General features: G+C 75.7%; 29 protein-coding genes and 1 pseudogene. 20 read left to right on the top strand and 10 right to left on the bottom strand.

Annotation, left to right across the window (positions count from 1 at the left end; genetic code table 11):
* Positions 1 to 119: 119 nt before the first annotated feature.
* The gene (locus tag WJX68_RS16200) at positions 120 to 584 is read left to right on the top strand and encodes a hypothetical protein (RefSeq protein WP_340291667.1); all 465 of its coding nucleotides are present in this window, start codon (positions 120 to 122) and stop codon (positions 582 to 584) included.
* A gap of 84 nt (positions 585 to 668) precedes the next feature.
* Here WJX68_RS16200 and WJX68_RS16205 read toward each other — a convergent pair whose 3' ends face one another.
* Genes WJX68_RS16205 through WJX68_RS16215 form a run of 3 tightly spaced genes read right to left on the bottom strand, consistent with a single transcriptional unit; the run spans position 669 to position 2,103 of the window.
* Positions 669 to 1,226, bottom strand: a complete 558-nt coding sequence (locus WJX68_RS16205) for a TetR/AcrR family transcriptional regulator (RefSeq protein ID WP_340291670.1) — start codon at positions 1,224 to 1,226, stop codon at positions 669 to 671.
* A 58-nt stretch (positions 1,227 to 1,284) separates the two neighbouring features.
* A complete protein-coding gene (locus tag WJX68_RS16210) occupies positions 1,285 to 1,884 on the bottom strand; it encodes a thermonuclease family protein (protein WP_340291673.1) in 600 nt (199 codons plus the stop codon).
* Positions 1,885 to 1,932: 48 nt separating this feature from the next.
* A complete protein-coding gene (locus WJX68_RS16215; protein ID WP_340291675.1) occupies positions 1,933 to 2,103 on the bottom strand; it encodes a hypothetical protein in 171 nt (56 codons plus the stop codon).
* A 132-nt stretch (positions 2,104 to 2,235) separates the two neighbouring features.
* On the opposite strand from WJX68_RS16215, the gene WJX68_RS16220 reads away from it, so the two are divergent.
* From WJX68_RS16220 to WJX68_RS16235, 4 genes are read left to right on the top strand one after another with little or no spacing between them, the layout of a single operon-like run.
* Entirely contained in the window at positions 2,236 to 2,517 is a 282-nt protein-coding gene (locus WJX68_RS16220; protein WP_340291678.1) for a hypothetical protein, read from the top strand.
* Positions 2,518 to 2,553: 36 nt separating this feature from the next.
* Complete coding sequence (locus WJX68_RS16225) at positions 2,554 to 3,045, top strand: GNAT family N-acetyltransferase (RefSeq protein WP_340291680.1); 492 nt, start codon at positions 2,554 to 2,556, stop codon at positions 3,043 to 3,045.
* Positions 3,039 to 3,557, top strand: a complete 519-nt coding sequence (locus WJX68_RS16230; RefSeq protein WP_340291683.1) for a GNAT family N-acetyltransferase — start codon at positions 3,039 to 3,041, stop codon at positions 3,555 to 3,557. Before WJX68_RS16225 ends, WJX68_RS16230 begins: the two co-directional genes overlap by 7 nt.
* A 10-nt stretch (positions 3,558 to 3,567) precedes the next feature.
* Complete coding sequence (locus tag WJX68_RS16235) at positions 3,568 to 3,987, top strand: YunG family protein (protein WP_340291685.1); 420 nt, start codon at positions 3,568 to 3,570, stop codon at positions 3,985 to 3,987.
* Between the two features lie 19 nt (positions 3,988 to 4,006).
* Here WJX68_RS16235 and mscL read toward each other — a convergent pair whose 3' ends face one another.
* The gene (gene mscL / locus WJX68_RS16240) at positions 4,007 to 4,438 is read right to left on the bottom strand and encodes a large conductance mechanosensitive channel protein MscL (protein ID WP_340291687.1); all 432 of its coding nucleotides are present in this window, start codon (positions 4,436 to 4,438) and stop codon (positions 4,007 to 4,009) included.
* A gap of 137 nt (positions 4,439 to 4,575) precedes the next feature.
* Entirely contained in the window at positions 4,576 to 5,646 is a 1,071-nt protein-coding gene (locus tag WJX68_RS16245; protein WP_340291690.1) for a 3-deoxy-7-phosphoheptulonate synthase, read from the bottom strand.
* A gap of 200 nt (positions 5,647 to 5,846) precedes the next feature.
* Here WJX68_RS16245 and WJX68_RS16250 point away from each other — a divergent pair, with 200 nt between their 5' ends.
* Positions 5,847 to 6,656: a carbon-nitrogen hydrolase family protein gene (locus WJX68_RS16250; RefSeq protein ID WP_340291693.1), complete on the top strand. Its 810-nt coding sequence runs from the start codon at positions 5,847 to 5,849 to the stop codon at positions 6,654 to 6,656.
* Between the two features lie 7 nt (positions 6,657 to 6,663).
* Here the strand turns inward: WJX68_RS16250 and WJX68_RS16255 are convergent, their stop codons facing one another.
* The 3 genes from WJX68_RS16255 to WJX68_RS16265 all read right to left on the bottom strand — a co-directional run bounded on the left by WJX68_RS16255 (position 6,664) and on the right by WJX68_RS16265 (position 8,950).
* Positions 6,664 to 6,963: a 4a-hydroxytetrahydrobiopterin dehydratase gene (locus WJX68_RS16255; RefSeq protein ID WP_340291695.1), complete on the bottom strand. Its 300-nt coding sequence runs from the start codon at positions 6,961 to 6,963 to the stop codon at positions 6,664 to 6,666.
* A gap of 71 nt (positions 6,964 to 7,034) precedes the next feature.
* Positions 7,035 to 7,970 carry an ABC transporter permease gene (locus WJX68_RS16260; protein WP_340291697.1) on the bottom strand — a complete coding sequence of 312 codons (936 nt, stop codon included), beginning with the start codon at positions 7,968 to 7,970 and terminating at the stop codon, positions 7,035 to 7,037.
* Positions 7,967 to 8,950 (bottom strand): ABC transporter ATP-binding protein, encoded by a 984-nt coding sequence (locus WJX68_RS16265; protein ID WP_340291699.1) that lies wholly within the window; start codon positions 8,948 to 8,950, stop codon positions 7,967 to 7,969. Before WJX68_RS16265 ends, WJX68_RS16260 begins: the two co-directional genes overlap by 4 nt.
* A 100-nt stretch (positions 8,951 to 9,050) precedes the next feature.
* On the opposite strand from WJX68_RS16265, the gene WJX68_RS16270 reads away from it, so the two are divergent.
* Both WJX68_RS16270 and WJX68_RS16275 read left to right on the top strand, forming a co-directional pair.
* Positions 9,051 to 9,887, top strand: coding sequence for an NUDIX domain-containing protein (locus WJX68_RS16270; protein ID WP_340291702.1), 837 nt, complete (start codon positions 9,051 to 9,053; stop codon positions 9,885 to 9,887).
* Positions 9,888 to 9,971: 84 nt separating this feature from the next.
* Positions 9,972 to 10,943 (top strand): hypothetical protein, encoded by a 972-nt coding sequence (locus WJX68_RS16275; protein WP_340291704.1) that lies wholly within the window; start codon positions 9,972 to 9,974, stop codon positions 10,941 to 10,943.
* 245 nt (positions 10,944 to 11,188) lie between these two features.
* Here the strand turns inward: WJX68_RS16275 and WJX68_RS16280 are convergent, their stop codons facing one another.
* The gene (locus tag WJX68_RS16280) at positions 11,189 to 11,338 is read right to left on the bottom strand and encodes a hypothetical protein (protein ID WP_340291706.1); all 150 of its coding nucleotides are present in this window, start codon (positions 11,336 to 11,338) and stop codon (positions 11,189 to 11,191) included.
* Between the two features lie 109 nt (positions 11,339 to 11,447).
* On the opposite strand from WJX68_RS16280, the gene typA reads away from it, so the two are divergent.
* The 10 genes from typA (at position 11,448) to WJX68_RS16330 (ending at position 24,778) form a co-directional block, all read left to right on the top strand.
* The gene (typA, locus tag WJX68_RS16285) at positions 11,448 to 13,334 is read left to right on the top strand and encodes a translational GTPase TypA (protein ID WP_340291746.1); all 1,887 of its coding nucleotides are present in this window, start codon (positions 11,448 to 11,450) and stop codon (positions 13,332 to 13,334) included.
* Between the two features lie 152 nt (positions 13,335 to 13,486).
* Positions 13,487 to 15,349, top strand: a complete 1,863-nt coding sequence (locus WJX68_RS16290; RefSeq protein WP_340291708.1) for an ABC transporter family substrate-binding protein — start codon at positions 13,487 to 13,489, stop codon at positions 15,347 to 15,349.
* Between the two features lie 339 nt (positions 15,350 to 15,688).
* Complete coding sequence (locus tag WJX68_RS16295) at positions 15,689 to 17,395, top strand: peptide ABC transporter substrate-binding protein (protein WP_340291710.1); 1,707 nt, start codon at positions 15,689 to 15,691, stop codon at positions 17,393 to 17,395.
* A gap of 84 nt (positions 17,396 to 17,479) precedes the next feature.
* Entirely contained in the window at positions 17,480 to 18,412 is a 933-nt protein-coding gene (locus WJX68_RS16300; protein ID WP_340291712.1) for an ABC transporter permease, read from the top strand.
* Positions 18,413 to 18,464: 52 nt separating this feature from the next.
* Complete coding sequence (locus WJX68_RS16305) at positions 18,465 to 19,457, top strand: ABC transporter permease (protein ID WP_340291714.1); 993 nt, start codon at positions 18,465 to 18,467, stop codon at positions 19,455 to 19,457.
* A 1-nt stretch (position 19,458) separates the two neighbouring features.
* On the top strand, positions 19,459 to 21,561 hold the full coding sequence (locus WJX68_RS16310; RefSeq protein ID WP_340291716.1) for an ABC transporter ATP-binding protein: 2,103 nt from the start codon (positions 19,459 to 19,461) through the stop codon (positions 21,559 to 21,561).
* Between the two features lie 36 nt (positions 21,562 to 21,597).
* Positions 21,598 to 22,713 carry a tRNA (adenosine(37)-N6)-threonylcarbamoyltransferase complex transferase subunit TsaD gene (gene tsaD, locus WJX68_RS16315; protein WP_340291718.1) on the top strand — a complete coding sequence of 372 codons (1,116 nt, stop codon included), beginning with the start codon at positions 21,598 to 21,600 and terminating at the stop codon, positions 22,711 to 22,713.
* A gap of 9 nt (positions 22,714 to 22,722) precedes the next feature.
* Positions 22,723 to 23,610, top strand: coding sequence for an N-acetyl-1-D-myo-inositol-2-amino-2-deoxy-alpha-D-glucopyranoside deacetylase (mshB, locus tag WJX68_RS16320; RefSeq protein ID WP_340291721.1), 888 nt, complete (start codon positions 22,723 to 22,725; stop codon positions 23,608 to 23,610).
* Positions 23,607 to 23,993: a hypothetical protein gene (locus WJX68_RS16325; protein ID WP_340291723.1), complete on the top strand. Its 387-nt coding sequence runs from the start codon at positions 23,607 to 23,609 to the stop codon at positions 23,991 to 23,993. Before mshB ends, WJX68_RS16325 begins: the two co-directional genes overlap by 4 nt.
* Positions 23,993 to 24,778, top strand: a complete 786-nt coding sequence (locus WJX68_RS16330; RefSeq protein WP_340291725.1) for a hypothetical protein — start codon at positions 23,993 to 23,995, stop codon at positions 24,776 to 24,778. The genes WJX68_RS16325 and WJX68_RS16330 overlap by 1 nt, the downstream gene beginning before the upstream one ends.
* Before the next feature lie 33 nt (positions 24,779 to 24,811).
* On the opposite strand, the gene WJX68_RS16335 is transcribed toward WJX68_RS16330, so the two are convergent.
* Positions 24,812 to 25,765, bottom strand: a complete 954-nt coding sequence (locus tag WJX68_RS16335; RefSeq protein WP_340291728.1) for a GNAT family N-acetyltransferase — start codon at positions 25,763 to 25,765, stop codon at positions 24,812 to 24,814.
* Positions 25,766 to 25,920: 155 nt separating this feature from the next.
* Here WJX68_RS16335 and fdxA point away from each other — a divergent pair, with 155 nt between their 5' ends.
* On the top strand, positions 25,921 to 26,247 hold the full coding sequence (gene fdxA / locus WJX68_RS16340; protein ID WP_340291730.1) for a ferredoxin: 327 nt from the start codon (positions 25,921 to 25,923) through the stop codon (positions 26,245 to 26,247).
* Positions 26,244 to 26,402, top strand: a pseudogene (locus tag WJX68_RS16345) (succinyldiaminopimelate transaminase); the annotation flags it as partial. The gene fdxA and the pseudogene WJX68_RS16345, both read left to right, overlap by 4 nt.

A 26,402-nucleotide genomic window follows, 5' to 3' on the forward strand; every position in this document is an offset into this window, starting at 1 on the left:
GAGCGTCCCGAACGAGGGGGTGCTCTCGCTTGGGTGACCGGCGTCCGTACCTTCTGCGGCACCGGCTTGTGACTGAGAGTCAGTGACCGCGGCCGGATCACACCGACACAAGGAGTGCCATGAACGCCCCCGAGACGACCCCCCGCCGTCGCACCGCCCGGCGGATCGCCGCCGTCGGCGCCCTCACCCTCCCGCTCGCACTGGGCTCGGCCGGGCTGGCCTTCGCCGGCGACTACGGCGACGGCGACGGCCACCACGGCAAGGACCGCGACTGCGCCCCCTCGGTCGCGTCGCAGAAGGGCGGCCTGCTCGGCCTCGACGCCGCCGTCGCGCCGCAGCTGAACGTCGGCGGGATCCTGAACCAGGGTCCGGTCTCCCAGCAGTCCGCCTCGGTCGACCGCTCCAACTCCGGCATCGTCCAGAGCGGCTGCGGCGCGGGCCAGGCCGTCCAGGTCGACGACCTGGTCGGGCTGGGCCTGGACGTCAGCCCGTCGGTCAACATCGGCGGCCTGCTGTCCGGCGGCCCGGTGTCGCAGTCCACCACCACGGTGGACGAGAGCAACTCCGGCATCGTCCAGGGCTGAGCCCCGGACCTGCTAAGGCACGTGCCGCCCGGGCCGCTGGACCCGGCCCGGGCGGCACGGCCGACCGGATCCTCCGAGCGACGCTCAGAAGTCCCGGCGGACCAGCATCCGCCACGCCCACCCGGCCGCGACCTCGGGTGGGGGCAGCGGGTCGCGCTCCAGCCAGCTGGCCGCGACGCCCAGCAGCGTCCAGGTCAGACCGGCCGCGAAGACGTCGAGCGGGAGCCCGAACTCCTCCTCGGTCATCCCGAGCCGCACGGTCGTCTCGGTGACGACCGCCTGCATCCGGCGGCGGATCCCGGCCGCGGCGTCCGGGGCGGCGGCCCCGCCCAGCGCCTGCCGGTAGAGCGGTGCGTGGTCGGCCAGATGGTCGAACCAGCGCAGCAGGGCCGCGGGGGGCTCGGGACCGATGTCGTCCATCGACAGGCCCGACAGGTCGGCCCCGGCGTCCGACGCCCGGCCGGCGAGCGCGTCGGCCAGCAGCATCTCCTTGTCGGTGTAGTGCTGGTAGAAGCTGCTGCGGTTGACCGCGGCCCGCCCGGCGACGTCGGCGATCGTGATGCGCTCCAACGGGTGTTCCCGGGCCAGCGCGAGCAGCGCGTCCTGGAGACGCCGTCGCGTCCGCACGGCCCGGGGATCCACGCTCACCATTGTGCCGAACGGGTGACGCGCGCCGTCGGCGCCCCGCCGCCCGCCCCGGTCACGACGTGCGGTTGCAGGGCGGGCCCCACATGCCGGCCCGCTGCTCCTGCGCGATCCGCTGCCCGTTCTCGAAGCCCGGCCGGTACCGCCCCCGCCCCGGGTCCACCCACCCCGCGACCAGCGCCGCGTCGGTGTAGGACTGCTGCGTCCCGACGACGAGGTAGGCCGGCCAGGCCGGGGCGTCCGCCGCCGTGGCGGGCAGCGTCGGGTCCGGCACCAACGTCACCTCCTGCCCGCCGAGGAACCGCTCCGCGAACTGCTGCGCCCCGGCCCGCGCGCACGCCGGCGTCGAGGACGTGTCGACACCGATCACCGACACCCGCACCGGCCGGCCCTGCACCTCGACCACGACCGTCGCCGGGTCCACCACCTGCCGCACCCGCCCGTACAGCGTCGGCGGGCCGGTCAGCGGGCCCAGCACGGCGGGCCCGGGCTCCGCCGCGGTCGCCGGGGTGTCGGACATCCGGCCGATCGTGAGGCCCCCGACGATGCCGAGGACGATCAGGGCCAGCACCGACAGCAGGGCCGCGGTGCGGCGCGGGCCGGTGGACCAGGCGGACAGGCGTGTCCGGGCGCGGTGACGCGGTTCGGGCAGCATGACCACAGTTCGTAGCCGATGGGGCGTCCGGTTGCCCACCGGACGGCGTCATCGGCAGCCGGCCGTCGAGAGGCCCGCCCAGCAGGCGGGCCCGCCCGCCGGTGGCGTGGCGGCCGCCGGACCGGCGACACCCGCCCCGAACAGGGCCAAGAGCAGGACGGACCCGGCCAGGAACAGGCGGGGGCCCGCGGGGCGGGGACGGCGGCGCAGCGGGGTCATGCCGGGACCGTCGCCGTCCGGGCGGCCGGTGTTGCGGGCGGAGGATCGCCGTCATCAGGATTGGCGACGCCCGGCGGCCCGCGGCGGGGCAGGGTCGGGGCGGAGGGCGACCGGCGGGGGAGGAGGCGCACCGTGCACAGCGGCTGGAACTGGGACGACGCCGCCGTCGCCCTGCTGCTGGCCGCCACCCTGTGCGGGGCGGGTGCGGGGCTGCGCGCGGTCGTGCCGCTCGCCCGGCGGGTACCGGCGGGCGGGGTGACCGGCTCGGCCCTCGTCGTCGCGCTGGCGGCGGCGCTGCTGCTGCGCGACCGGCCGGGGCTGCAGGTGGCCGCCGTGGTGCTGACCGGGGTGCTCGCGGCCGCGACGTCGCTGGCGCTGCGGAGGCACGGCCGGGCGGGGGACGGTCGCTGCTAGGTTCACGAGCGCCCGTCCGTCCGACCGGGAGGCCGCGTGATCACCGTCCGGGAGCTGGGTCCCGACCACTGGGAGACCTGGCGCGACCTGCGGCTCGCCGCGCTCGCCGAGGCCCCCGAGGCGTTCCACAGCCGGTTGTCGGACTGGCTCGGCGCGGGGGAGCAGGAGTGGCGCGAGCGGCTCGTCGCCCCCGGCCGCTACCTGGTGGTCGACGTCGACGGTCGGCCCGCCGGGCAGACCGTCGCGGTGCCGCCCGACCCGGACGGCGTCGCCGACCTGATCTCCTTGTGGGTCGCGCCGCACGCGCGCGGGACGGGCGCGGCGGTGGCGCTGGTCGAGGCGGTCGACGAGCGCGCGGCGGCGTGGGGTGCGCACACGCTCGCGCTGCACGTCGTGCTCGGCAACGAGCGCGCCGCGGCGTTCTACCGGCGGCTGGGGTTCACCGGCCGTGGCGTCGTCGACCGGCCCGACGGTATCCACGAGGTCCGCATGGACCGCCCCGTCCGGCGGCCCGCGCCCCGGTGCTGACCGTCCGCCCGGCCGCGCCCGCCGACGGGCCCGCGCTCGGCCGGATCGACGCCCTGACCTGGACGGCCGCGGTCAGCCCGGCTCCGCCGCGGACCGAGCCGTTCCTGCAGCGGGTCCCGGTCGGCGAGGTCCTCGTCGCCGACGACGACGGCGCCGTCGCCGGGTACGCGATCGCCGGGCCCGCGCCGCCCGCGGTCCCCGCGCACGCGCACGTGTGGCTGCTCGCCGGTCTGGCGGTCCACCCCGGGCACGCGGGACGCGGCGCCGGCCGTGCCCTGGTCGAGGCGGCCACGGGGCGTGCCCGCGCCGCCGGGGCCCGCAAGCTCACGCTGCGCGTGCTCGGCGGCAACACCCGCGCCCGGGCGCTCTACGCGCGCTGCGGGTTCGTCGAGGAGGGCGTGCTGCGCGCGGAGTTCGTGCTGGACGGCGGCCCGGTCGACGACGTCCTCATGGCCTGCCACCTCGCCGGGCCCGCGCCCGGCGACGGTGGAACTGTCGGGGGTCGGTCGTAGCGTCCGCGCCATGACCACCGCCCGGCCGCCCGCACCGGCCCCCGCCTCCGTCCCGCCCCGGGTGGCCGCTGCGCTGCGGGCCTCCTGGGGGCGCGACACCTGCGACACCGCCGACGTCGCGGACTGGTCGCCGCGGCGTCCCTCGCGCGGGCAGTGCGGCGCGACCGCGCTGGTCCTGCACGACCTGCTCGGCGGGGACCTGCTGCTCGCCGAGGTGTGGCTGCCGGACGGGCGGCTGCAGGGCTACCACTGGTGGAACCGGCTCCCCGGTGGCGCCGAGGCGGACCTGACCCGCGACCAGTTCGGGCCGGGGGAGACGGTCCAGCCGCCGCGGACGGTCGTGCGCCCGCCGGGCCCGCCGCGGCGCTGCCGCCCGCAGTACGAGCTGCTGCGCCGCCGGGTCCTCGACCGGCTCGCGTCCGCGGGGTGAGGCCCGGGGCGGGCGGGGCTCAGCCGGTCGGGCCGTCCGGGTCGCCGACCGCGTGGCGTCCCGCCGCCTCCTCCCCGCGGGCCTCGCGCAGCAGGTCCCGGATCTCGGTCAGCAGCTCGACCTGCGTCGGCTCGGCGGGGGCCGGTTCCTCGCCGCGCCGCCGTCGTTCCTCCAGGGTCTTCAGCGGCAGCACGACCAGGAAGTACACGACGGCCGCCGTGATCACGAACGTGATCAGGGCGTTGACGAACGAGGCCCAGTCGAAGGCCACCCCGTTCACCTCGAAGGAGCCTGCGAGCTCGCCGCCCCCGGAGAAGAGCTGGATCAGCGGCTTGAGGAACGCCGCGGTGAAGGCCGTGACCACCGCGGTGAACGCCGCCCCGATCACGACGGCGACGGCGAGCTCGACGACGTTGCCGCGCAGCAGGAAGTCCTTGAAGCCCTTGATCATGTCCGCCCCCGGGGGCTCCGGTGGCCGGTGGGTCCGGCCGTGCGGGGACGAGCCTGGCACTCCTCGCGAGGGGACGGACACCCGTGCGCCGGAACGGGTGGGGCGGCGGTGCGGTGCGCCCGCCGCCCCGCCCCCGCTCAGCGACGGCCGCGGCGCACGGCGTCGGCCAGCGTCCCGAGCAGCGCGTCGGTGGTGTCCCAGGACATGCAGGCGTCGGTGACCGACCGGCCGCGCACCATGTCCGGGCCGAGCTCCTGGCGCCCGGCCTCGAGGAAGCTCTCCATCATCAGCCCGGTCACCGCGCGCTCCCCGCCGGCGATCCGCCGGGCCAGCTCGGCGACGACCACGGCCTGCCGCTCGCGGTCCTTGCCGCTGTTGCCGTGGCTCGCGTCGACGACGACCCGCTCGGGCAGCCCGGCCGCGCGCAGCGCCGCGACGGTCGCGGCCACGTCGTCGGCGGAGTAGTTGGGGCGGGTGCCGCCACGCAGGATGACGTGGGTGTCGGGGTTCCCGGTGGTGGTGACCAGGCCGGCGAGCCCGTCGGCGTTGACGCCCATGAACACGTGCGACGCCGCCGCCGCGCGCATCCCGTCGGTCGCGGCCCGCACGTCGCCGTCGGTGGCGTTCTTGATGCCGACCGGCATCGACAGCCCGCTGACCAGCTGGCGGTGCACCTGGCTCTCCGCGGTGCGCGCACCGATCGAGCCCCAGGTCACGACGTCGGCGATGTACTGCGGGGTGATCGGGTCGAGGAACTCGCAGCCGACCGGCAGCCCCAGCGCGGTGATGTCGAGCAGCAGGGTGCGGGCGGTGCGCAGCCCCCGGTTCACGTCGAACGTGCCGTCCAGGCCCGGGTCGTTGATGAGGCCCTTCCAGCCGACGGTGGTGCGGGGCTTCTCGAAGTAGGTGCGCATGACCACGCACAGCTCGCCGGACAGCTCCGCGGCGCGCGCGGCGAGCCGGTGGGCGTAGTCCAGCGCGGCGTCCGGGTCGTGCACCGAGCACGGCCCGGCGACGACGAGGAGCCGGTCGTCACGACCGTCGAGGACGTCGGTGACCTGCGCCCGGCCGCGGGTGACGGTCCCGGCGACCTCGGGGGTGCACGGCAGGTCGTGGCGCAGCAGCGCGGGGGAGATCAGCGGGCTGATCCGCTCGATGCGACGGTCGTCGGTGGGGGCGACCTGCGGCGAGACGGTGCTCGTACTCATCGGAGTCAGTAGTCCTTACCCGGCGGGACCACCCCGGAACGCCTCGCCCGAGCCGGTCGCTGTGCCGGCTCGAGGGGATGGGGGTCAGCGCACCACGGCGCCCGCCAGCCCATCCCGGGCCGGCCGGCGAAACCAGTAGTAGGCGCTGCGCACGACCCGACCGTACCCCACGCCCGCGGCGGACGTGGTACGACCGGGGCATGCGGATCGCCCTCGCCCAGATCGTGTCCACCCCGGACCCGCGGGAGAACCTCGCCGAGGTGGAGCGCCGCACCCGCGCCGCCGCGGAGGCCGGGGCGCGGCTCGTGCTGTTCCCCGAGGCGACGATGTGCTGCTTCGGCGTCCCGCTCGGCCCGGTCGCCGAGCCCCTGGACGGCCCGTGGGCCACCCGGGTGCGGGAGATCGCCGCCGGCGCGGGGATCACCGTCGCCGCCGGGATGTTCACCCCGTCCGGGGACGGCCGGGTCCGCAACACGCTGCTGGTCACCGGGGGCGGCGTCGACACCGCCTACGACAAGATCCACATGTTCGACGCGTTCGGGTTCGCCGAGTCCGACACCGTCGAGCCGGGCACCGAGCCGGTCGCGGTCACCCTGCCCGCGCCCGCAGCGGGCGGCGACCCGGTCACGGTCGGCCTGTCCACCTGCTACGACGTCCGTTTCCCCGGGCTGTACCAGCGCCTCGCCGACGACGGCGCCACCGTGCTGCTGGTGCCCGCCTCCTGGGGGGCGGGCGAGGGCAAGCGCGCGCAGTGGGAGCTGCTGGTGCGTGCCCGGGCGCTGGACACCGGCTCGTTCGTGGTGGCCTGCGACCAGGCGGACCCGACGACGGTCGGGCGCGCGCACGGGAAGGCCCCGACCGGCATCGGGTACAGCCTGGTCGCCGGGCCGCGCGGCGAGGTGCTCGACGCGCTGGGGGCCGAGCCCGGGCTGCTCGTCGTCGACGTCGACCCGGCCGCGGCGGCGACGGTCCGCGAGCAGGTCCCGGTGCTGGCCAACCGGCGCTTCTGAGCCGTGCTCAGCCGCCCGCGGTGGTGATGCGGTCGGAGATCTGCGCGGCGAGGTCGGTGTCCTTCGCGGTCAGCCCGCCCTCGGAGTGCGTGGAGAGCCGGAAGGTCAGCCGGTTGTAGCGGATGTCGATGTCGGGGTGGTGGTCGGCGGCCTCCGCGTCGTCGGCGACCCGGTCGACGACGGCGACGGCCGCCTCGAAGTCGGGCAGCGTCGCCGTGCGGACGAGGGAGTCGCCGTCGCGCTCCCAGCCGGGCAGCTTCTGCAGGGCGTCGGTGATCTCGGCGTCGGACAGCGTCGGGGTGGCCATCGCCCCATCGTGGCGCAGGCGGGCCGCCGCGTCGCGACGGGACGGCCCGGGCGGCCCCGCCGGGGGCCGGGTCAGCCGTCGCGCCGGGTGAGGGCGAACAGCGTGGCCCCGGCCCCGGCGACGACGAACCCGGCGGCCCGCGCGGTGGTCGCCCAGGCCGCCGCCGGGTCGGCGGGCACGGCGAGCAGCCCGGCCAGGACCTCGTGCCAGTGCCCCGAGGGCAGCACGGGCGCCAGCGGCTCCCACAGGACCGTCACCAGCGGGGCGACGGTGAGGGCGGCCAGCCCGGTCGCGACCACCCCGGCCGGGCGCCGGACCAGCGCCGACAGCGCGAGCAGCAGCATCCCGAGCCCGCCCAGCTGGACGGCGGCCCAGCCGGTGAGCGCGCCCGCCCGCAGCAGCGTGGCGCCGGCCCCGAACGGGCCGGAGCCGAGGGCGAGGCCACCGCAGACCAGTGCGGACAGCACGGTCGTCGCGGCGGCCGCCACGGCGGTCACCGCGACCGCGGCGGCCTTCAGCGCGAGCAGGCGGCCCGGGCCGACCGGGGCGAGACGCAGCGCGTCCAGGGTGCCGCGGGCGCGTTCGGCGGCGAACGCGTCCGCCGCGACCAGCACGACCGGCATCCCGAGCGCGAACGCCGCGGGCTCGGACAGCGCGACGCTCAGCGTCCCCAGCGCGAACGACAGCCGCCCCGGCTCGCCGGCGAGCGCGATCGTCGCGAGCAGCGGGACGAGCGCCGCCGCGGCGAGCACGACCGCGGTCCGCGGCCGGAGCAGGGCCAGCTCCAGCTCCGCGCGCAGCAGTCGGCCGAACGGGGCCGCGGTGGGCCGACGGGCGGCGGGCCGCGGCGCCCGCGGGACGGGCGCGGCGGACCACCCGTGCGGTACCGGGGCGTGCGCCGGTGCCGGGGCGGTGGCCGGGGGCGGCGCCGCGGCCCAGTCCGCGACCGGCGGTGGGGTGCCCGGGTGGGCGGGACCCGGCGCCTGCTCCGGGCGCACGGCGGTCACCGCCCCGCTCCGGCCGCCCGGCCACCGGCCGCGACCGGGCCGGGGTCGCCGGTGAGCCGGGCGAAGAACTCCTCCAGCCGCGCCACCGGCCGCGTCGCGCCGTGCACCGCGACGCCGGCGTGGACCAGCGTCGCGACGACGTCCGGCGCGGCCGGCCCCGGCGCCACCACCACCCGGTCGCCGGGCCCGCGGGCGGCGTCGATGCCGCGGGCGAGCAGCGCGCGCACCGCGAGCTCGCCGTCCGGGGTGGTCACCACCAGCGCCGACGGCCCGGCGTCGAGCAGCTCGTCGAGCGGGCCCGCGCACAGCAGCCGCCCCGCCTGCAGCACCGCCACGTGGCTGCACGTCGCCTCGATCTCCCCGAGCAGGTGCGAGCTGACGACGACCGTCGCCCCGGCCGCGTTCATCTCCGCGATCAGCCGCCGCACGTCGCGGGTGCCTGCCGGGTCGAGCCCGTCGGTCGGCTCGTCGAGGACGACGAGGCGGCGCCGGGTCAGCAGCGGCACGGCCAGCCCGAGCCGTCGTCGCATCCCCGGCGAGTAGTCCCCGGCCCGCCGGTCCGCGGCCCCGGCGAGCCCGACCCGGCGCAGGACGGCGTCGACCGCGGCGGGGATCCGGGAGGAGTCCAGCAACGGCTCCGCGGCCGCGGCCCGCAGCAGGTTCTGGCGCCCGGTGCGGTGCGGGTGCAGCGCGGGGGTCTCGATCAGCGCGCCGACGTGCGGCAGCACCTCCGCCGCGCGGTGCGGCAGGCGCCGGCCCAGCAGCTCGACCTCGCCGCGGGTCGGCGCCAGCAGCCCCAGCAGCATCCGCAGCAGCGTCGTCTTGCCCGCCCCGTTCGGGCCGAGCAGGCCCAGCACCGACCCCATCGGGACGTCGAGGGTCACGTCCTGCACCGCGGGCACCGCGCCGAAGCCGCGGGACAGCCCGGCCGCCCGGACGGCCGGGGGACGGGCGGCGGGGGAGCCGGGAGTCGGGTGCACGGGCCCAGCGTGCCGCCTGCGGTGCGGCGAGCGGGCCGTTTCGGTGAGATCGGCCGGCGAGGAGGTCGCGGTGGCGGCCCGGGGTGGAAGGATCACCGGGGTGCCGGTGCTGACCCTCGACAGCCATCTGGACGGACCGCCCCGGCTGGTCGCCGGCGTGCTGCGCGAGACCGCGTCCGCGGCCCGGGCGCTGACCCGGGTGGGCGCCCGGTTCCACGCGCCGTCGGCGCTGCTGGTGGCGGGCGACGAGATCCGGGTCGCGCTGCCCGGGGGCCTGCTCGCCTGCCGCACGCGGATCACCCGCGCCGGTGCGGACGGCCTGTGGTCCGAGCTCGCGGCGGGCCCGGCGGCGGTGCTGCGGCACGCCACGAGCGTCCGGCCCGGCCCCGGCGGCGGCACCCGCGTGCACGACGAGCTGACCTGGCAGCCGCCGTTCGGGGTGCTGGGCCGGGTGTCCGACCCGGTGCTGGCCCGCTTCGGGGCCCGGCTGCTGGCCGCCCGCCGCGACGTGCTCGCCGAGCGCGTCGCCGAGCTGTCCCGGGCCGGTGTCGTGGTCGGCGCCGCGATCGTGCGCGACGGCCGGCTCCTCGTCGCGCAGCGCTCCTACCCGGCCGAGCTCGCCGGGCGCTGGGAGCTGCCCGGGGGCGGTGTCGAGGCGGGCGAGGACGAGCGCGCCGCGCTGGTGCGCGAGTGCGCCGAGGAGCTCGGCGCGCAGGTGGTGCCGGGCGGACGCCTGGGCACCGATCTGCCGATCGGCCGCCGCGTGCTGCGCATCCGCACGGCCCGCCCGGCGCCCGGCTCGCCGGAGCCGAGCGCGCGGGAGCACCGGGAGCTGCGCTGGGTGGGGCCGCACGAGGTGGCCGCCCTCGGCTGGCTCGACGCCGACCGGGCCGTGGTCCCCGAGCTGCTGGACCTGCTGCGGGACCCGGCCGGCTGAGCACCGGCCGCGGTCCACGGTGCCGCGACGACGATCACCGCGGACCGGGGGGAACCGTCCGGGCCCGGCCGTCGTCCAAGGCGCATGACCGACACCCCGGCCCGCCCGGCCAGCCCGCCCGCCCGGCTCCGCCACCGCACCGCCGACCCCCTGGAGACGGTGATCGCCGCGCAGGACGGCCTCGTGACCCGCGCCCAGGCCCTCGCGCACGGGCTGTCCACCGATCAGGTCGACCGCCGGCTCGCCGCCCGCCGCTGGGTGCCGGTGCACCCGTGCGTCTACCGGCACGCCGACCATCCGCCGGGGGAGCGGGCCCGGGTCCGGGCCGCCGTGCTGTGGGCCGGGCAGGGGGCCGTGCTCAGCGGGGCCGCGGCGGTGTGGTGGTGGGGCCTGGGCGACGCCGCGCCCGCGGTCGTCACGGTGACCGTTCCGCGGCGTCGGGCGCCCCGGCCCCGCGCCGGTGTCGTCGTGCGGCGCCGTGACCTCGACCCGGCCGACGTCGGTGCGCACGACGGGCTGGCGCTGGCCCGGCCCGCCGCCGCGGTGCTGGAGGCCGCCGCCGACCCGTCGGTGGCCGCCGACGCGCTGCTCGACCGGGTCCTCGCCGACCGGTCCGGCCGCGCCCCGACGGCGGCCGAGCTCGCCCGGGCACACGCCCGCAGCCTCGGCGCGCACGGCTCCGCCGCCGTCGGGCGGCTGCTGGCGGGGGCCTCGCGGCGGCTCGCGGCCCGCACCCGGCACGCGCTGCGCGCCCTGCTCACCGGCGGCGGGGTCCGCGGCTGGCGGACCGACGTCGTCGTCGCCGGGGTGCCGCTGGACCTCGCGTTCCCGGCGGCGCGCCTGTGCGTCGAGGTGCCGGTGGGGGCCGGCCCGGCCACCGGCGACGGCTGCGGTGGCGCCTGGCGCCACGCCGTCCTGCGCCGCAACGGGTGGCGGACCGTGGTCGTGGAACCCGCCGAGCTGCGCCGCCCCGACGACGTGCTGGCCCGGCTGCGCGAGGCACTGACCGGGCTCCCCGCGGGACCGGGCGGCAGCGCGGTGCGGGCGGCGGGGTGAACGGGAGGCGGACAGGACCCCCGCCGGGGACGACGAGGGCGCCGTCACCCTGTGATCCCTGCCATGTCCCGGCGGGTCGCCGGACGGTGCGGGGACCACGCGGCGACGCCGTCGCGGCGGGTCGCGCACCCCCCCGCGGGCCACGCCGCGACCCATGTGGCGGCCGCCGGGGACGGCCCCGCGCAGGATCGGGCACACCCGCCGGGTGCGGGATGTCGTCGCAGGTCAGGCGGTCATACGTCCGTTCAGTAGATCCGCGCGACCTTGATCGCGCGGTCCAGCGCCTTGCCCCGCAGTTCGTCCGCCCCGGCCTTGCGCAGGCGCAACGCGACGACCGGACAGCTCTTGCACCGCTTCGGCTTGGACCGGCAGCACTTCTTCTTGACCTTGCCCATGATGAGGTCAGCCTAACCTGCGCCCGGAGCGGGGTGAAGGACTTGCTGCCGATACCGTTGGGGTGTGACCATCCCTCGTTCCGCCTCGGCCGTCGATGCCGCCGGCGACATGTCCGGCCGTCCCGCCCTGCGCAACGTCGCGATCGTCGCGCACGTCGACCACGGCAAGACCACACTCGTCGACGCCATGCTGCGTCAGTCCGGCGCCTTCGGCGAGCGCGCCGAGCTCGTCGACCGGGTCATGGACTCCAACGACCTCGAGCGCGAGAAGGGCATCACCATTCTCGCCAAGCACACCGCGGTGAACTGGCACGGGACGACGATCAACGTCGTCGACACCCCCGGCCACGCCGACTTCGGTGGCGAGGTCGAGCGCGGCCTGTCCATGGTCGACGGCGTCGTGCTCCTGGTCGACGCCTCCGAGGGCCCGCTGCCGCAGACCCGCTTCGTGCTGCGCAAGACCCTGTCGGCGGGCCTGCCCGTCATGCTCGTGGTCAACAAGACCGACCGGGGCGACGCGCGCATCGCCGAGGTCGTCGACGAGTCCCTCGAGCTGCTGCTGGAGCTGGCCGACGAGCTGGAGCTCGACGAGTCGGTCACCGCGCACCTGCTCGACCTGCCGGTCGTCTACGCCTCCGGGCGGGCCGGCAAGGCGTCGCGGATCCGCCCCGCCGACGGCGAGCTGCCCGACTCCGAGGACCTCGAGCCGCTCATCGAGACCCTGCTCGACGTCGTCCCGCCGCCCGCCGACGACGTCGACGCCCCGCTGCAGGCGCACGTCACCAACCTCGACGCGTCCAGCTTCCTGGGCCGCATCGCGCTGTGCCGCGTCCGCGCCGGCGTCCTGCGCCGCGGCCAGTCCGTGGCCTGGTGCCGCGAGGACGGCTCCACCCCGCGGGTGAAGATCACCGAGCTGCTGCGTACCGAGGCGCTGGAGCGCGTCCCGGCCGACGAGGCCCGCGCCGGTGACCTCGTCGCCGTCGCCGGCATCGCCGAGGTCACCATCGGCGACACCCTCGCCGACCCGGAGTCCCCGGTCGCGCTGCCGCGCATCCACGTCGACGAGCCCGCCATCTCGATGACGATCGGCACCAACACCTCGCCGCTGGCCGGCCGCGACCCGGTGCCCGGCAAGAAGCTCACCGCGCGCCTGGTGAAGAACCGCCTCGACGCCGAGCTCGTCGGCAACGTGTCGATCCGCGTCCTGCCCACCGAGCGCCCCGACGCCTGGGAGGTCCAGGGCCGTGGCGAGCTCGCGCTGGCCATCCTGGTCGAGACCATGCGCCGCGAGGGCTTCGAGCTGACCGTGGGGCGGCCGCAGGTCGTCACCAAGACCGTCGACGGCAAGCTCCACGAGCCGTTCGAGCAGCTCTCGGTCGACGTCCCGGAGGACAGCCTCGGCGGCGTCACCCAGCTGCTCGCGGGCCGCAAGGGCGAGATGGGCGACATGGTGCACGGCGACGGCCGGGTCCGGATGGAGTTCCGCGTCCCGTCCCGCGGCCTGATCGGCTTCCGCACCGAGTTCCTGACGATCACCCGCGGCGCGGGCATCGCCAGCCACGTCTTCGACGGCTACGGCCCCTGGGTCGGCGAGATCCGCACCCGCAACAAGGGCTCGCTGATCTCGGACCGTTCCGGGCCCGTCACCCCGTACGCGATCGACCAGCTCGCCGACCGCGGCACGCTGTTCGTCGGCCCGACCACGCTGGTCTACGGCGGCATGGTCGTCGGCGAGTACACCCGCAACGAGGACCTCGAGGTCAACATCACGCGGGAGAAGAAGCTGACCAACATCCGCTCGTCGACGAGCGACGTGCTGGTCAAGCTGATCCCGCCGACGATCCTGAGCCTCGAGCAGTCGCTGGAGTTCTGCGCCCCCGACGAGTGCGTCGAGATCACCCCGCAGAACGTCCGCATCCGCAAGATCGAGCTGGACCCGAACCTGCGGGCCCGGGCGCGCTCGCGCGCGAAGGCGGCGGCGAACGCCACGAAGTGACCCCGCGGCCGCCGCGACCTGCGGTGCTGCGCCCCGGTGAGCAGAGCAGAGCCTCACCGGGGCGCCGCCCGCTGCGCGGCGGTGGGCGGGGCGCGGACGCCGGCCGGACCCCGTCCGGCACCCGCTCGGTCCCCGGTGGGGATACTGCGACGGTGAGAGCACGTCGAGGATCCCGCGCGCTCCCGGCGCTCCTGCTGGCCGGGCTGCTGGCGCTCACGGCCTGCACCGCGGACCCGCAGCCGGCGCCCCCGCCCGCGACCGACCGGCCGACCGAGCCGGTCGCGGCCCCGACCCGGATCGTGGTCGGCGTCGACGACCTCGGCCCCGGGTTCAACCCGCACCTGCGCTCCGACCAGTCCCCGGTGACCACGGCGATCGCGTCGATGACGCTGCCGTCGGTGTTCCGGCCCGACGCCCGGGGCGTCCTGCAGCTCGACCCGACCGTCGCGACGTCGGCGACGGTCACCTCGCAGAATCCGTTCACCGTCAGCTACGAGCTCGACCGCGACGCGGGCTGGTCCACCGGCGCCCCGATCGCGGCCGAGGACTTCGTGTACCTCTGGCAGCAGATGCGCGGCCGGCCGAACACGATCGGCGCGGCGGGCTACCGCGAGATCACCGACGTGCGCTCGCGCGCCGCGGGCAAGGCCGTCGACGTCGTGTTCCGCGAGCCCTACCCGCACTGGCGCGAGCTGTTCGACGACCTGCTGCCCGCGCACCTGCTCAAGGACGCGCCCGGCGGCTGGACGGCACCGTTCGCCAACGGCGTGCCGGCCTCCGGCGGCCCGTTCCGGCTCATGCAGGTCGACCGCCTGCGCGGTGAGGTGCTGCTCGCGCGCAACGACCCGTACTGGGCCACCGCGTCGGTGGCCGACGAGATCGTGCTGCGGCGCATCCCGGCGAACACCCTGCCGACCGCGCTGGAGAGCCAGGGCGTCGACCTCGCCCTGCCCGAGGCCCGTCCCGAGATCACCCAGGCCCTGGACGTGCTGGCGGCCGGGGCCCGGCCGCCGACCGTGCAGCGGGCGCCGCGGCCGTCGGTGCAGCAGCTGGAGTTCCGCACCGGCGACGGACCGCTCGCCGACCCGCGCGTGCGCGAGGGCATCGCCGCCATGCTGGACCGCGACGCGATCCGCGAACGGGTCGCCCCCGACGCCGTCGCGGTGAACGCCTTCGGCGCGGCCCCCTCCGACGCCGGCTACGTCCCGACCGCCCCGGCCGGCGCGCCGGGCCGCCCGGACCCGGCGGCGGCCGCGGCCGCGCTGACCGAGGCCGGCTACGTCCGTGGCCAGGACGGTCGCTGGACCCTCGCCGGGCGGCCGCTGACCCTGGTCGTGGGCGCCGGAGCCGAGCGGACCGAGGACGTCGACATCGCCCGCGTCGTCGCCGAGCAGCTCAAGGCGGGCGGGGTCGGGGTGACGATCGTGGCCCCGTCCGCGCCGGACCTGCTGACCGAGCCCAGCGTCACGCCGACCACGCCGACACCCACGACCACACCGGCCCCCGGAGCCGGCCCCGTCCCGGGTGGCGACGGCGGCGCCGCCCCGGCCACCACGCCGGCGCCCACCACGACTCCCGCGCCGACCACGAGCGGGGCGCCCTCGGGCAGCGGTACCCCGGTGGCGGTCGACGTGCTCGTCGCCCCGCGGATCGCCTACGGCGCGATCGGCCCCCGCCTCGACTCCGACTACGGCTGCCCCACCGACCAGGTGCCCGAGGCGCTGCCCGGTGCCGCCTGCTTCCCGGCGCTGCAGCCGCTGCTCGACGACCTGCTCGTCGCGGACCGGCCCGACCCGGCCGTCGTCGCGGAGGCCGAGCGGGTGCTGTGGCGCCAGCTCCCCGCGCTGCCGCTCTACCAGCCCCAGGGCCTGGTCGTCAGCAACCCGCAGACCGACGCCGCCACCCACGTCACCCCCGGCCCGATCCGGACCGGCCCGATGTGGGACGCGCGGCTGTGGGCCGAACCGGAGGGCTCCGCCGAGCAGCCCACCGGCGACGCCGAGCCGGAGAACTGAGCCGGGGGAGCACACCGCCGCACGGCTCATCGGCGCTGCTCCGGACGGCCGCATCTCGCTGCGACACGGTGACGACGAGTGGTACGTAAGTACCAAATATGTTTCGACCCGCATCGGCCTCTGTCCCACGCAACGGTCCCGTTGTTACTGTCCGGTCCGGCCACGGTCCCGTGATTCCGGTCAAGCGGTTTACCGCTGGGCGGACGGCGGGTCCCGCGGCTGGAGGACCGCGCTCCCCGCGTGCCTCCCGGCGGCCCCCGGCGCACATCCGGCGGGTCGTCACGTCCCGGACGGGTGCGACAACGACGTGCACCCACGACATCTCGAGAGGCACGGCAGATGAGGGGAAGAAGGGCGGCCGCCTCGGCCATCGCCCTGACCGCGGTCGTGGGGCTCGTCCTCACCGGCTGCAGCCAGCAGAGCAACACGGGGTCCTCGGGGGGTGCGGCGCAGGCCGGACAGGGGTTCCCGGAGACGCCCGACCCGGAGCTGGTCGCCGGCAAGCCGGGCGGCACGTTCCGCCTCGGCATCACCGAGCCGACCGCGATCGACCCGTACAACGTCCAGGAGTCCGAGGGCGCCCTGGTCGCCAAGCAGCTGTTCACCGGGCTCGTGCAGGTCAAGCCCAACGGCGACGTCTACGACGGTGTGGCGTCGAAGTGGACCCCGAACGCCAACTGCACGCAGTGGACGTTCGACCTCAAGCCGGACCAGAAGTTCTCCAACGGCGCGGCGCTCACCTCGGCCGACTTCAAGCGCGGCTGGGAGCGGACCTCCGCCAAGGCGTCGGCCTCCGAGGTCGCCTACCACCTGAACCAGGTGCAGGGCTTCGACGAGATGCAGGCCGGCACCGCCCAGCAGCTCTCCGGTGTCAACGCCACCAACCCGAACCAGCTCGTCGTGACGCTCAAGGAGCCGAACTGCGAGTTCGAGGTGCGCACCGCGCACCCGGCGCTGTCCCCGGTCCCGGCCTCGGCCGGCGCGGCGGACAACACGGCGTACAACGACACCCCGCTCGGCAACGGCCCGTTCAAGATGGACGGCGCGTGGCGCCACGACCAGGGCATCCGCCTGGTCCGCAACGACGCCTACACCGCGGGCCCGAAGGCGAACCTCGACGCCGTCGAGATCACGATCACCCCGGCCGACTCGGGTTCGGACACCGAGTACAACGGCTTCCGCAACGGGCAGTTCGACTGGGCCCGCATGCCCACCCCGGTCCTGACCCAGGCCCGCGGTGAGTTCGAGCCGCAGGGCAAGTGGCTGTCGAAGAAGACCGCGGGCATCAACTACCTGCAGGTCCAGGTCACCAAGCCGCCGCTGAACTCGGTCGCCGCGCGCAAGGCGATCTCGATGGCGATCGACCGGGCCGCGATCACCGCGGGCGTCTTCCAGGGCGCCCAGGCGCCGGCGACCTCGATCCTGCCGCCGTCGTTCACGAAGGTGTACCAGGAGGGCGTCTGCACCGCCTGCACCTTCAACCCGGAGGAGGCGAAGAAGCTGGCCCAGGAGGCGGGCTTCCAGCCGGGCACCGAGCTGAACTTCCAGTTCAACACCGGCGCCGGTCACGAGGAGTGGACCGCCGCGGTGCGCCAGCAGGTCGAGCAGAACCTCGGCATCAAGGTCACGTACTCCGGCGTGCCGTTCCGCGACATGCTCGACAACCAGCAGGCGCCGAACGCGACCGGTATGTACCGCTCGGCCTGGGGCGCGGACTACCCGACCGCGGACAACTTCCTCGGCTCGCTGTTCGCGACCAAGTCGATCGGCGCCGCGACGCCGAACGACCCGGCGCTGGGCAACAACCGCGGCCGCTACTCCAACCCGGAGTTCGACCGCGTGCTCGCCCAGGCGAACGCGACCCCGGACGAGGCGCAGCGCGACGACCTGTACAAGCAGGCCGAGAAGATCGCGATCGGCGACGACCTCGCCGGCATCCCGATGTTCCAGCGCCAGCAGTACCGTCTGATCAACACCGAGCAGTTCGCCAACGTCGGCATGGACTTCTTCGAGAACCCGACGCTGGACGTCATCACCCTGAAGTGATTCCGCCGCTGCGGGCCCGCACACCCGAGACCCGGGTGTGCGGGCCCGCGGTGCGGGTCCCCACCTGACGGGAAATCCACCACCATGGGCCGCTTCGTCCTGCGACGCGTCCTCCAGGGCATCCTGGTGGTCGTCGTCGCGACCCTCCTGATCTTCCTCGCCACGTTCGCGCTGGGGGATCCCTTCGCCTCGTCCGGCGAGAAGGCCGTCCCGCCCGAGATCGCCGCGATCAACCGCGCGAAGTTCGGGATGGACCAGCCGCTGCCGCTGCAGTTCCTGCACTACCTGGGCAACCTGTTCACCGGTGACCTCGGGATCGACTTCGACCAGCGTCGTCCGGTCACCGAGCTGATCGCCGCGACGCTGCCGAACACCATCCGGCTCTCGCTCGTCGCCCTGGTGTTCCTGATCCTCATCGGGGTCAGCGCCGGCGTGCTCGCCGCGGTCCGCCGCTACTCCTTCTGGGACGCGCTGGTCACCGTCATCACCACGATCATGATCGGCATCCCGACGTTCGTGCTGGGCATCTTCCTGGTCGCGAACGTGTCCGGCTGGGGCCCGTTCCCGCCGGTGCCGCGCAGCTTCACCATCGAGGTGCCCTGGTACCAGGACGTGCTGCTCCCGGGCCTGACGCTGGCCGTCATCGAGTCGGCGTTCGTCGCCCGGCTGATGCGCGGCTCGATGCTCGAGGTCATGCGCGCCGACTACGTCCGCACCGCGCGGGCCAAGGGCCTGCCCGAGTCGACGGTCATCACCAAGCACGCCATGCGCAACTCGCTGCTGCCGGTCGTGACCTTCGTCGGTCTGACGCTCGGCACCTACATCGGCGGCGCGATCATCACCGAGACGATCTTCCAGTACAACGGCACCGGCTACCTGCTGGCCCGCGCGATCAGCACGAACAACTCGCCGGTGATCATGGCCGTCGTCGTCTACTCGGTGATCGCGTACGTGCTGCTCAGCATGATCGTCGACGTCCTGTACGCCTACCTGGACCCGCGGATCCGGCTGTCCTAGGCGCCCCGCGCCGCAGCCGTCCCTGCCGACCACCACCGCGAGGCGAACCCTCATGAACCCACCACCTCCCTCCACCGGGCCCACCACCACCGCGGCGGGTCCGGCCGGCACCGCCGACACCCCGGCCGCCGACGCCGTCGCCACCGCACTGCCCGGCGTCCCGTCGGCCGGTCCCGTGGGCCGTCCGCAGGGGCCCGGCCAGTTCCGCGAGATCTGGCGCCGCTACCGCCGCAACAAGCTGGCGATGGCCGGCCTGGTGATCGTCGCGTTCGAGCTCGTCATCGCGATCATCTCGCCGTTCTCGACCCCGTACGACCCGTTCGAGCAGAACCTGCTCAACACGCTGCAGCCGCCGTCGGCGGCGCACTTCTTCGGCACCGACGTGCTGGGGCGCGACCTGTACTCCGGGGTCGTCTACGGCACCCGCCTGGCGATGATCGTCGGCGTGTCCACGGTGCTGTTCTCGCTGGTGCTCGGCCTGAGCCTGGGCGCGCTGGCCGGGTTCAAGGGCGGGCTCTGGGACGCGGTGATCGCGCGGATCATCGACATCTTCCTGGCCTTCCCCGCGCTGGTCGGCGCCATCGTCATCGTGCGGGCGACCGGCAACGGCGTCGTCCCGGTCGTGGTGGCGCTCGTCGCCCTCGGCTGGATGACGACCGCCCGGCTGATGCGCGGGCAGGTGCTGGCACTGCGCGAGGCCGAGTACGTCGAGGCGGCCCGCTCGATCGGCGCCGGGACCGGCCGGATCCTGCGCCGCCACATCCTGCCCAACGCCGTCGCGCCCGTGCTGGTCTACTCGCTGACCAGCATCGGCGTCGTCGTGGTCGCGATGGCGTCGCTGTCCTACCTGGGGGTCGGCGTGCCGCCGGACGTCCCGGAGTGGGGCCGGCTGATCTCGACGGCGGCCAAGTACCTGTCGGTCGACGGGGTCGCGCACCTCTGGTTCTTCCCGTCGCTGGCGATCATGATCACGACGCTCGGGTTCGCGTTCGTGGGCGACGGCCTGCGTGACGCGCTCGACCCGAAGCTGCGCGGGGGGAACTGAGATGGCCGCGGAGACGACACCGGGCACGGCGCAGGACGCCGCCCGGCACATGCTCGAGGTCCGCGACCTGCGGGTCCACTTCCGGACCGACGCCGGCGTGGTGAAGGCCGTCGACGGCGTCGACTGGTACGTCGACAAGGGCGAGACGCTGGCGATCGTCGGCGAGTCCGGGTCGGGGAAGTCGGTGTCGGCGATGAGCCTCATGGGGCTCGTCCCGACCCCGCCGGCGACGTTCCCCAGCGGCGAGGTGCTGCTCGAGGGGCGCTCGCTGCTGACGATGCCCGAGTCCGAGCAGCGCAGGCTGCGCGGCAAGGACATCGCGATGATCTTCCAGGACCCGCTGACCGCGCTGAACCCGGTCTACAAGGTCGGCGACCAGATCGCGGAGATGATCCGGGCGCACGACCGCGGGGCCGGGAAGGTGACCGCGCGCCGTCGTGCCGTCGACCTGCTGGGCGAGGTCGGCATCCCGAACCCGGCGACCCGGGCGGCGCAGTACCCGCACGAGTTCTCCGGCGGGATGCGCCAGCGCGCGATGATCGCGATGGCGCTCGCGAACGACCCGAAGGTCCTGCTGGCCGACGAGCCGACCACCGCGCTCGACGTGACCGTGCAGGCCCAGATCATGAACCTGCTCGAGAAGCTGCAGGAGCAGCGCGAGACGGCGATCGTCCTGATCACCCACGACCTGGGCCTGGTCGCGGCGCACGCCGACCGGATCATGGTCATGTACGCGGGCAAGGTCGTCGAGACCGGGACGAACGACGAGATCTTCGCCGAGCCGCGGCACGCCTACACCTACGGGCTGCTGTCGTCGCTGGCCCGGATGGACCAGGCCCGGCCGGAGAAGCTGGAGCCGATCCCCGGCCAGCCGCCGAACCTCGCGCACGTGCCGTCGGGCTGCGCGTTCCACCCGCGGTGCCGCTTCGCCACCGCGCAGTGCGCCGAGACCACCCCGCAGCTCGTCCCGCTGACCGGGCGGCCCGGGCACGCGCACGCGTGCCTGCACGCCGACCGGGTCGCCGAGGCGGCCGAGGCGCCGCGCGAGCCGGCCGCGCCCGGGTCGGAGGCGGCCGCGGAGGCGACGGCCGCGGGCGAGCCGATGCTGCGCACCGAGGGCCTGACCAAGACCTTCCCGATCCGCTCCGGGGTGCTGATCCAGCGCACGGTCGGGGTCGTGCAGGCCGTCGACGGCATCGACCTGGAGATCCCCGAGGGGCAGACGCTGTCGCTGGTCGGCGAGTCCGGCTGCGGCAAGTCGACCGCGGCCCGGGCGATCCTGCGGCTGCACGAGCCCACCTCGGGCACCGTGCACGTCGACGGGCGCGACGTCACCGCGCTCGGCCAGGGCGAGCTGCGCTCGGCCCGGGAGGACATGCAGATCGTCTTCCAGGACCCGTACGCGTCGCTCAACCCGCGGATGACGGTGCGCTCGATCCTGTCCGAGAAGTACGAGCTGCTCGGCGGCGAGCTCACCGACACCACGATCCCGGAGCTGCTGGAGACCGTCGGGCTCTCGGCCGAGTACGCCGAGCGGTACCCGCACGAGTTCTCCGGCGGGCAGCGCCAGCGCGTCGGCATCGCCCGCGCGATCGCGCTGAACCCGAAGTTCGTGGTCCTCGACGAGCCCGTCTCGGCGCTGGACGTGTCCATCCAGGCGCAGGTGCTGAACCTGCTGGAGCAGCTGCAGCGCGACTTCGGGCTGACCTACCTGTTCATCGCCCACGACCTGTCGGTGGTGCGCCACATCTCCGACCGCGTCGCGGTGATGTACCTGGGCAACGTCGTCGAGGTCGCCGACCGCGACGACCTGTTCGACCGGCCGCAGCACCCGTACACGCAGGCGCTGATCTCGGCGGTGCCGATCCCGGACCCGGAGGTCGAGCGCACCCGCGAGCGGATCGTGCTCACCGGCGACGTGCCGAACCCGGCCGACCCGCCGTCGGGCTGCCGGTTCCGGACCCGCTGCTGGAAGCACCTGGAGCTGTCCGACGGCGACAAGCAGCGCTGCATCGACGACAAGCCGGTGCTGCAGATCGGCTCCGGACCGTCGCACCGGGTGGCGTGCCACTTCGCCGAGGAGCGCGAGGTCCTGCGGGCGTGAACCGGCCGCGGCACGCCGGGTGGGAGACTGTCCGGCGTGTCGCTGGTTCTGGGGATCGAGACGTCGTGCGACGAGACCGGTGCCGGTCTGGTCCGTGACGGGGTACTGCTCGGCGAGGGTCTGGCGTCGTCGGCGGACGAGCACGCCCGCTTCGGCGGCGTCGTCCCGGAGGTCGCCGCGCGGGCGCACGTCAGCGCGGTGACGCCGATGGTGCGCGCCGCACTCGACGCGGCCGGGGCGTCGCTGTCCGACGTCGACGCCGTCGCCGTCACCGCGGGCCCGGGGCTGTCCCCGGCGCTGCACGTCGGCGTCGCGGCGGCCAAGGCCTACGCGGCCGCGCTGGACGTCCCGCTCTACGGGGTGCACCACCTGGCCGGGCACGCCGCCGTCGACGTGCTGGAGCACGGGCCGCTGCCCGCACGCTGCGTCTGCCTGATCGTCTCCGGCGGGCACACCTCGCTGCTCGCGCTGGGCGACCTCGCCCGCGACCCGGTCGAGCACCTCGGCGACACCGTCGACGACGCGGCGGGGGAGGCCTTCGACAAGGTCGCCCGGCTGCTGGGCCTGCCCTACCCCGGCGGCCCGTCGGTGTCGCGGGCGGCGCTGGAGGGTGACCCGGCCGCCGTCGCGTTCCCGCGGCCGATGACCGGACCGCGCGACGCGCCGTTCGGGTTCTCCTTCTCCGGGCTCAAGACGGCCGTGGCCCGCCACGTCGAGGCCACCCAGGACGCGGGGCGGGCGGTCGCCGTGGCCGACGTCGCCGCGTCGTTCCAGATGGCGGTGGTCGACGTGCTGGTCCGCAAGGCGCTACGGGCGTGTGCCGAGCGCGGCGCGGACACCCTGCTGATGGTCGGCGGGGTCGCGGCCAACCGCGTCCTGCGTGCCGAGATGGAGCGGGCCTGCGCGGGCGCCGGGATCACCCTGCGGGTCCCCGCGCCCCGGCTGTGCACCGACAACGGCGCCATGATCGCCGCGCTGGGCGACCTGCTCGTCCGCGACGGTGCGGTGCCCGCGGGACTGGCCGGCACCGCCGTCCCGACGGTGCCGCTCACCGGTGCGACGATCCCGTTCCCGCCCGCGACCGGCGAGGCGGCGGAGTTCCCGCTGCCGACCCGACCCGGCGCCGCGGCGGGGTCGATCATCGCCCCGTAGGCTCCACCGGTGCCTGCTCGTCGCCTCCTGCTCGTCCACGCCCACCCGGACGACGAGACCCTGACCACCGGCGGGACCATCGCCCGCTACGCCGCCGACCCCGAGTGCGAGGTCACCGTCGTGACCTGCACCCTCGGCGAGGAGGGCGAGGTGATCGGCTCCGAGCTGGCCGAGCTCGCCCCCGACCGCGGCGACCAGCTGGGCGGGTACCGCATCCGCGAGCTCGACGCCGCGCTGACCGCCCTCGGCGCGCCGCGGCACCGCTGGCTCGGCGGCGCCGGGCGCTGGCGCGACTCCGGCATGGTGCTGGCCGGGCACGGCACCCGCGCCGCGCTCCCGCCGCAGCTGCACCCGCGCGCGTTCGCCGCGCCGGAGCCGTTCGGGACCCAGCTCGCGCAGCTGCTGGAGATCGTCGACGAGGTCCGCCCGCAGGTGCTGGTGTCCTACGCCGCGGACGGCAGCTACGGCCACCCCGACCACGTCCGGGCCCACGAGCTGGCCGTGGCCGCCGCCGGGGCCCGCCCGGACGTCGTCGCCAAGCTCTACTTCGCGGTGCGCTCGTCGGCGCTGCTGCAGGAGGGCCTGACCGAGCTGTCGCACGCCCTCGGCGGGGACCCCGACCGGACCGGGCTGCGCTGGCCCGAGCCCGACGAGCACCCCGGCCACGACGTCGGGGCCGTCACCACCCGGGTCGACGTCGGCGCGCACGACGGGCGGCGGATCGCGGCCATGCGGGCGCACGCGACCCAGATCGACGTCCGCGGGGGCGACGGCTGGACGGCGTTCGCGATGAGCAACGGGATCGTCCAGCCGCTGCTGGGCGTCGAGGAGTATGTCCTGGCCGGTGCCCCGCCGGGCACGACCGAGTCGGACCTGTTCGAGGGGGTGGACGGGTGACCGACGTGACGCGGCTGCCGCTGGCCCTGCTGCTGCTGGTGGTCTCGGTGCTGCTGGTGGCGTTCGAGCTGATGTTCCAGCTGCTCTACATCGGGCCGGTCCCGGTGCCGCTGGGCACCCTGATCGTCGTGGTGTCGCTGCCGTGGCTGGTGCACGTGAGCGCGACCGAGATCCTGCCGACCCCCGCGGGCGCGGCCGCCCCGCTGGCGGTCTGGTTCCTGGGCGTGCTCGTGCTGGGCCTGCTCGGGCCCGGCGGAGACGTGCTGCTGCCGGTGACCTGGCAGTCGATGCTATTGCTCGCCGCGGGGGCCGCGGTCGGGGTCATCTCCTTCCGCCGGGCGCTCGACCGCCTCGCGGACGGCCGGGACGGGAGGCTCTCCTGATGGGTATGACCGACGACGACCTGGTGGCGGTGCTGCGGCCGTTCGTGCGGGCCACGCGGCCGGTGCTCGACGGCCTGCGCGAGACCGACCCGTTCGGGCTGCGGGCCCGGGTCACCCCCGGCGACGGGCCGAACGACGACACCAGCGAGGAGGAGCGCACCCTCGCGGACAAGATCCTCGACGCGCTGGCCTCGGTGAAGGTGCCGGGCACCGCGGCGTGGGCCGGCATGGGTGTCGCGGCCCGCAGCGACTGGTGGGTCTACCGCGTCGGGCGGTTCACCACGCTCATCGCGGCGATCCCCGGCCTGGGCGGCGCGCTGGCCCGCACCCTGCCGGTGTCCGACGCCGTCGGCGCCGCGGGTGAGGGCCTGCTGCTCGTCGCGATCGCCGGTGAGCACGGCGTGCGGTCGGAGGACCGGTTGGTGGAGCTGCTGGCGTCGGTGCTGTTCCAGCGCGAGCTGCGACTCGACGCGCGCGAGCTCACCGCCGAGGAGGACGCCGCCGCCGACGCCCGCGCCGAGGAGCTCACCGGTGACCTGACCGGGACCGGCAAGCGGGCCACGCTCAAGCGCGTCGGGTCCGCCGTGTGGCGGCTCGGGCGGGCGCTGTGGTCGGTGGAGGACGAGCTCGGCAAGCGCCCGCACGGGCGCTTCTACCACCAGTGGATCGGGCTGCTCCCGGTCGTCGGGGTGATCGGGAAGTACCTGGGGGAGTGGTCCGGGCTCAAGCGGGCCGCCCGGCAGGGACGGCTCTGGCTGAGCCGCCACGATCTGACCCGGCCCTGACCCGGCCCTGACCTGACCCGGTCCGCCGACGGCTCAGGCGGGCGGCACCAGGTAGTGGTAGCGGTGGTGCTCGACCCAGCCGAGGCCGCGGTAGAGCGCGAGCGCCGCGGCGTTGTCGCCGGCGACGTCGAGCACGCCGTGGCGCGCCCCGTGGGCCGCGCCCCAGGCCAGCGCCGCGGACGTCAGCCGGGTCCCGAGCCCGCGGCGCCGCGCCGCCGGGACCACCCGCACCCGCGAGATGTAGACGTGCGCGTCGGCGACGGCGGCGCGCACCGACGCGACCGGGCTGCCGTCCGGGTCGTGGACGACGCCGAACCCCACCTCGGGCGCCGTCGGGGCCTGCCCGTCCGCGCGCAGCGCCCCTGACCGACGCCCGGTCAGCACCGCCAGCGCGGGCGCGTCCGCGGCGGGCTCGGGGTCGCCCTGCGCCGCCCACCAGTCCGGCCCGGGGGTGGGGGGCCAGCCGGGGGCGCCGCCGTCGCCGGGCACCGGGGCGACGAGCACCGAGCAGGGTCCCGGGTCGGGCGCGGTCACCCAGCCCGCCTCCCGCACCCGGTTCGACCACGGCGAGGCCACCGGGGCCGCCACCGCGGGCGCGATGCCGTGCCGCGCGGCGAAGTCCCGGACCCGCTCCAGGGCCTGCCCGACCGGCGTCCCGGGGTCGCCGAGGGCGAGCGCGGAGTTCGCGCGGCGCGAGAAGCCCCCCGCCGCACGCAGCCGCCACCCGCCCAGCTCCTCGACCACCGGCGCCGGCCACGCCGCGGCGCGCACCCGCTCGAGGCGGTCCACCGCCGCCCGCGACGCCCGCCGCGGCGGTGCCGGGGGCACCTCCCGGACCGCCACGACGGCATCGCGCGCCACCCGCACCGGGCCGCGCCGGGTGTGGACGACGACCGCGTCCGGCCCGTCCGGGCGCAGCTCACCGACCGCGTCGGTCAGCGCGGGGCCGGGCCCGCCGGGGCGCGCGATGCGATGGCGCAGTGCCACACGGCGTCCTGCCAGCTCGTCGAGCATGAAGCCGACCACCTCACTCCTGCCCCGCCGGGGGGCGCGGGTTAACCTGCGGGCGTCCCAGTTTGACCGGGCACCCCGCCACCACACGATCTCCGGGTGCCCGCGGCTCCGAGTGGAGGACCACCGAAGTGACCTACGTGATCGCCGAACCCTGCGTCGACCTGCTCGACAAGGCGTGTATCGAGGAGTGCCCGGTGGACTGCATCTACGAGGGTGGACGGATGCTCTACATCCACCCCGACGAGTGCGTCGACTGCGGTGCGTGCGAGCCGGTCTGCCCCGTCGAGGCGATCTACTACGAGGACGACGTCCCCGACCAGTGGGCCGCCTACACCAAGGCCAATGTGGACTTCTTCGACGAGCTGGGCTCGCCCGGCGGCGCGTCCAAGGTCGGGAAGATCGACCGTGACGTGGAGCCGGCCAAGAGCCTGCCCCCGCAGGAACACGACGAGTGAGCAGGCTCGACCTCCCCGATTTCCCGTGGGACTCGCTGACCGGGGCGCGTGAGCGCGCGGCGGCGCACCCCGGCGGTATCGTCGACCTGTCCGTCGGCACCCCGGTGGACCCGGTCCCCGCGGTGCTGCGCGACGCGCTGTCCGGGCCGGCCGCC

Origin of the sequence: Pseudonocardia spirodelae (assembly GCF_037727765.1) — a bacterium.
In the GTDB taxonomy this organism is placed as follows: domain Bacteria; phylum Actinomycetota; class Actinomycetes; order Mycobacteriales; family Pseudonocardiaceae; genus Pseudonocardia; species Pseudonocardia spirodelae.

Excerpts from the sequence above, each read along its gene's own strand:
- WJX68_RS16200 (WP_340291667.1), top strand. The coding sequence starts at position 120 with ATGAACGCCCCCGAGACGACCCCCCGCCGTCGCACCGCCCGGCGGATC.
- WJX68_RS16210 (WP_340291673.1), bottom strand. The coding sequence starts at position 1,884 with ATGCTGCCCGAACCGCGTCACCGCGCCCGGACACGCCTGTCCGCCTGG.
- WJX68_RS16215 (WP_340291675.1), bottom strand. The coding sequence starts at position 2,103 with ATGACCCCGCTGCGCCGCCGTCCCCGCCCCGCGGGCCCCCGCCTGTTC.
- WJX68_RS16235 (WP_340291685.1), top strand. The coding sequence starts at position 3,568 with ATGACCACCGCCCGGCCGCCCGCACCGGCCCCCGCCTCCGTCCCGCCC.
- mscL (WP_340291687.1), bottom strand. The coding sequence starts at position 4,438 with ATGATCAAGGGCTTCAAGGACTTCCTGCTGCGCGGCAACGTCGTCGAG.
- WJX68_RS16245 (WP_340291690.1), bottom strand. The coding sequence starts at position 5,646 with ATGAGTACGAGCACCGTCTCGCCGCAGGTCGCCCCCACCGACGACCGT.
- WJX68_RS16250 (WP_340291693.1), top strand. The coding sequence starts at position 5,847 with ATGCGGATCGCCCTCGCCCAGATCGTGTCCACCCCGGACCCGCGGGAG.
- WJX68_RS16255 (WP_340291695.1), bottom strand. The coding sequence starts at position 6,963 with ATGGCCACCCCGACGCTGTCCGACGCCGAGATCACCGACGCCCTGCAG.
- WJX68_RS16275 (WP_340291704.1), top strand. The coding sequence starts at position 9,972 with ATGACCGACACCCCGGCCCGCCCGGCCAGCCCGCCCGCCCGGCTCCGC.
- WJX68_RS16280 (WP_340291706.1), bottom strand. The coding sequence starts at position 11,338 with ATGGGCAAGGTCAAGAAGAAGTGCTGCCGGTCCAAGCCGAAGCGGTGC.
- typA (WP_340291746.1), top strand. The coding sequence starts at position 11,448 with ATGTCCGGCCGTCCCGCCCTGCGCAACGTCGCGATCGTCGCGCACGTC.
- WJX68_RS16295 (WP_340291710.1), top strand. The coding sequence starts at position 15,689 with ATGAGGGGAAGAAGGGCGGCCGCCTCGGCCATCGCCCTGACCGCGGTC.
- WJX68_RS16300 (WP_340291712.1), top strand. The coding sequence starts at position 17,480 with ATGGGCCGCTTCGTCCTGCGACGCGTCCTCCAGGGCATCCTGGTGGTC.
- WJX68_RS16305 (WP_340291714.1), top strand. The coding sequence starts at position 18,465 with ATGAACCCACCACCTCCCTCCACCGGGCCCACCACCACCGCGGCGGGT.
- WJX68_RS16310 (WP_340291716.1), top strand. The coding sequence starts at position 19,459 with ATGGCCGCGGAGACGACACCGGGCACGGCGCAGGACGCCGCCCGGCAC.
- WJX68_RS16330 (WP_340291725.1), top strand. The coding sequence starts at position 23,993 with ATGGGTATGACCGACGACGACCTGGTGGCGGTGCTGCGGCCGTTCGTG.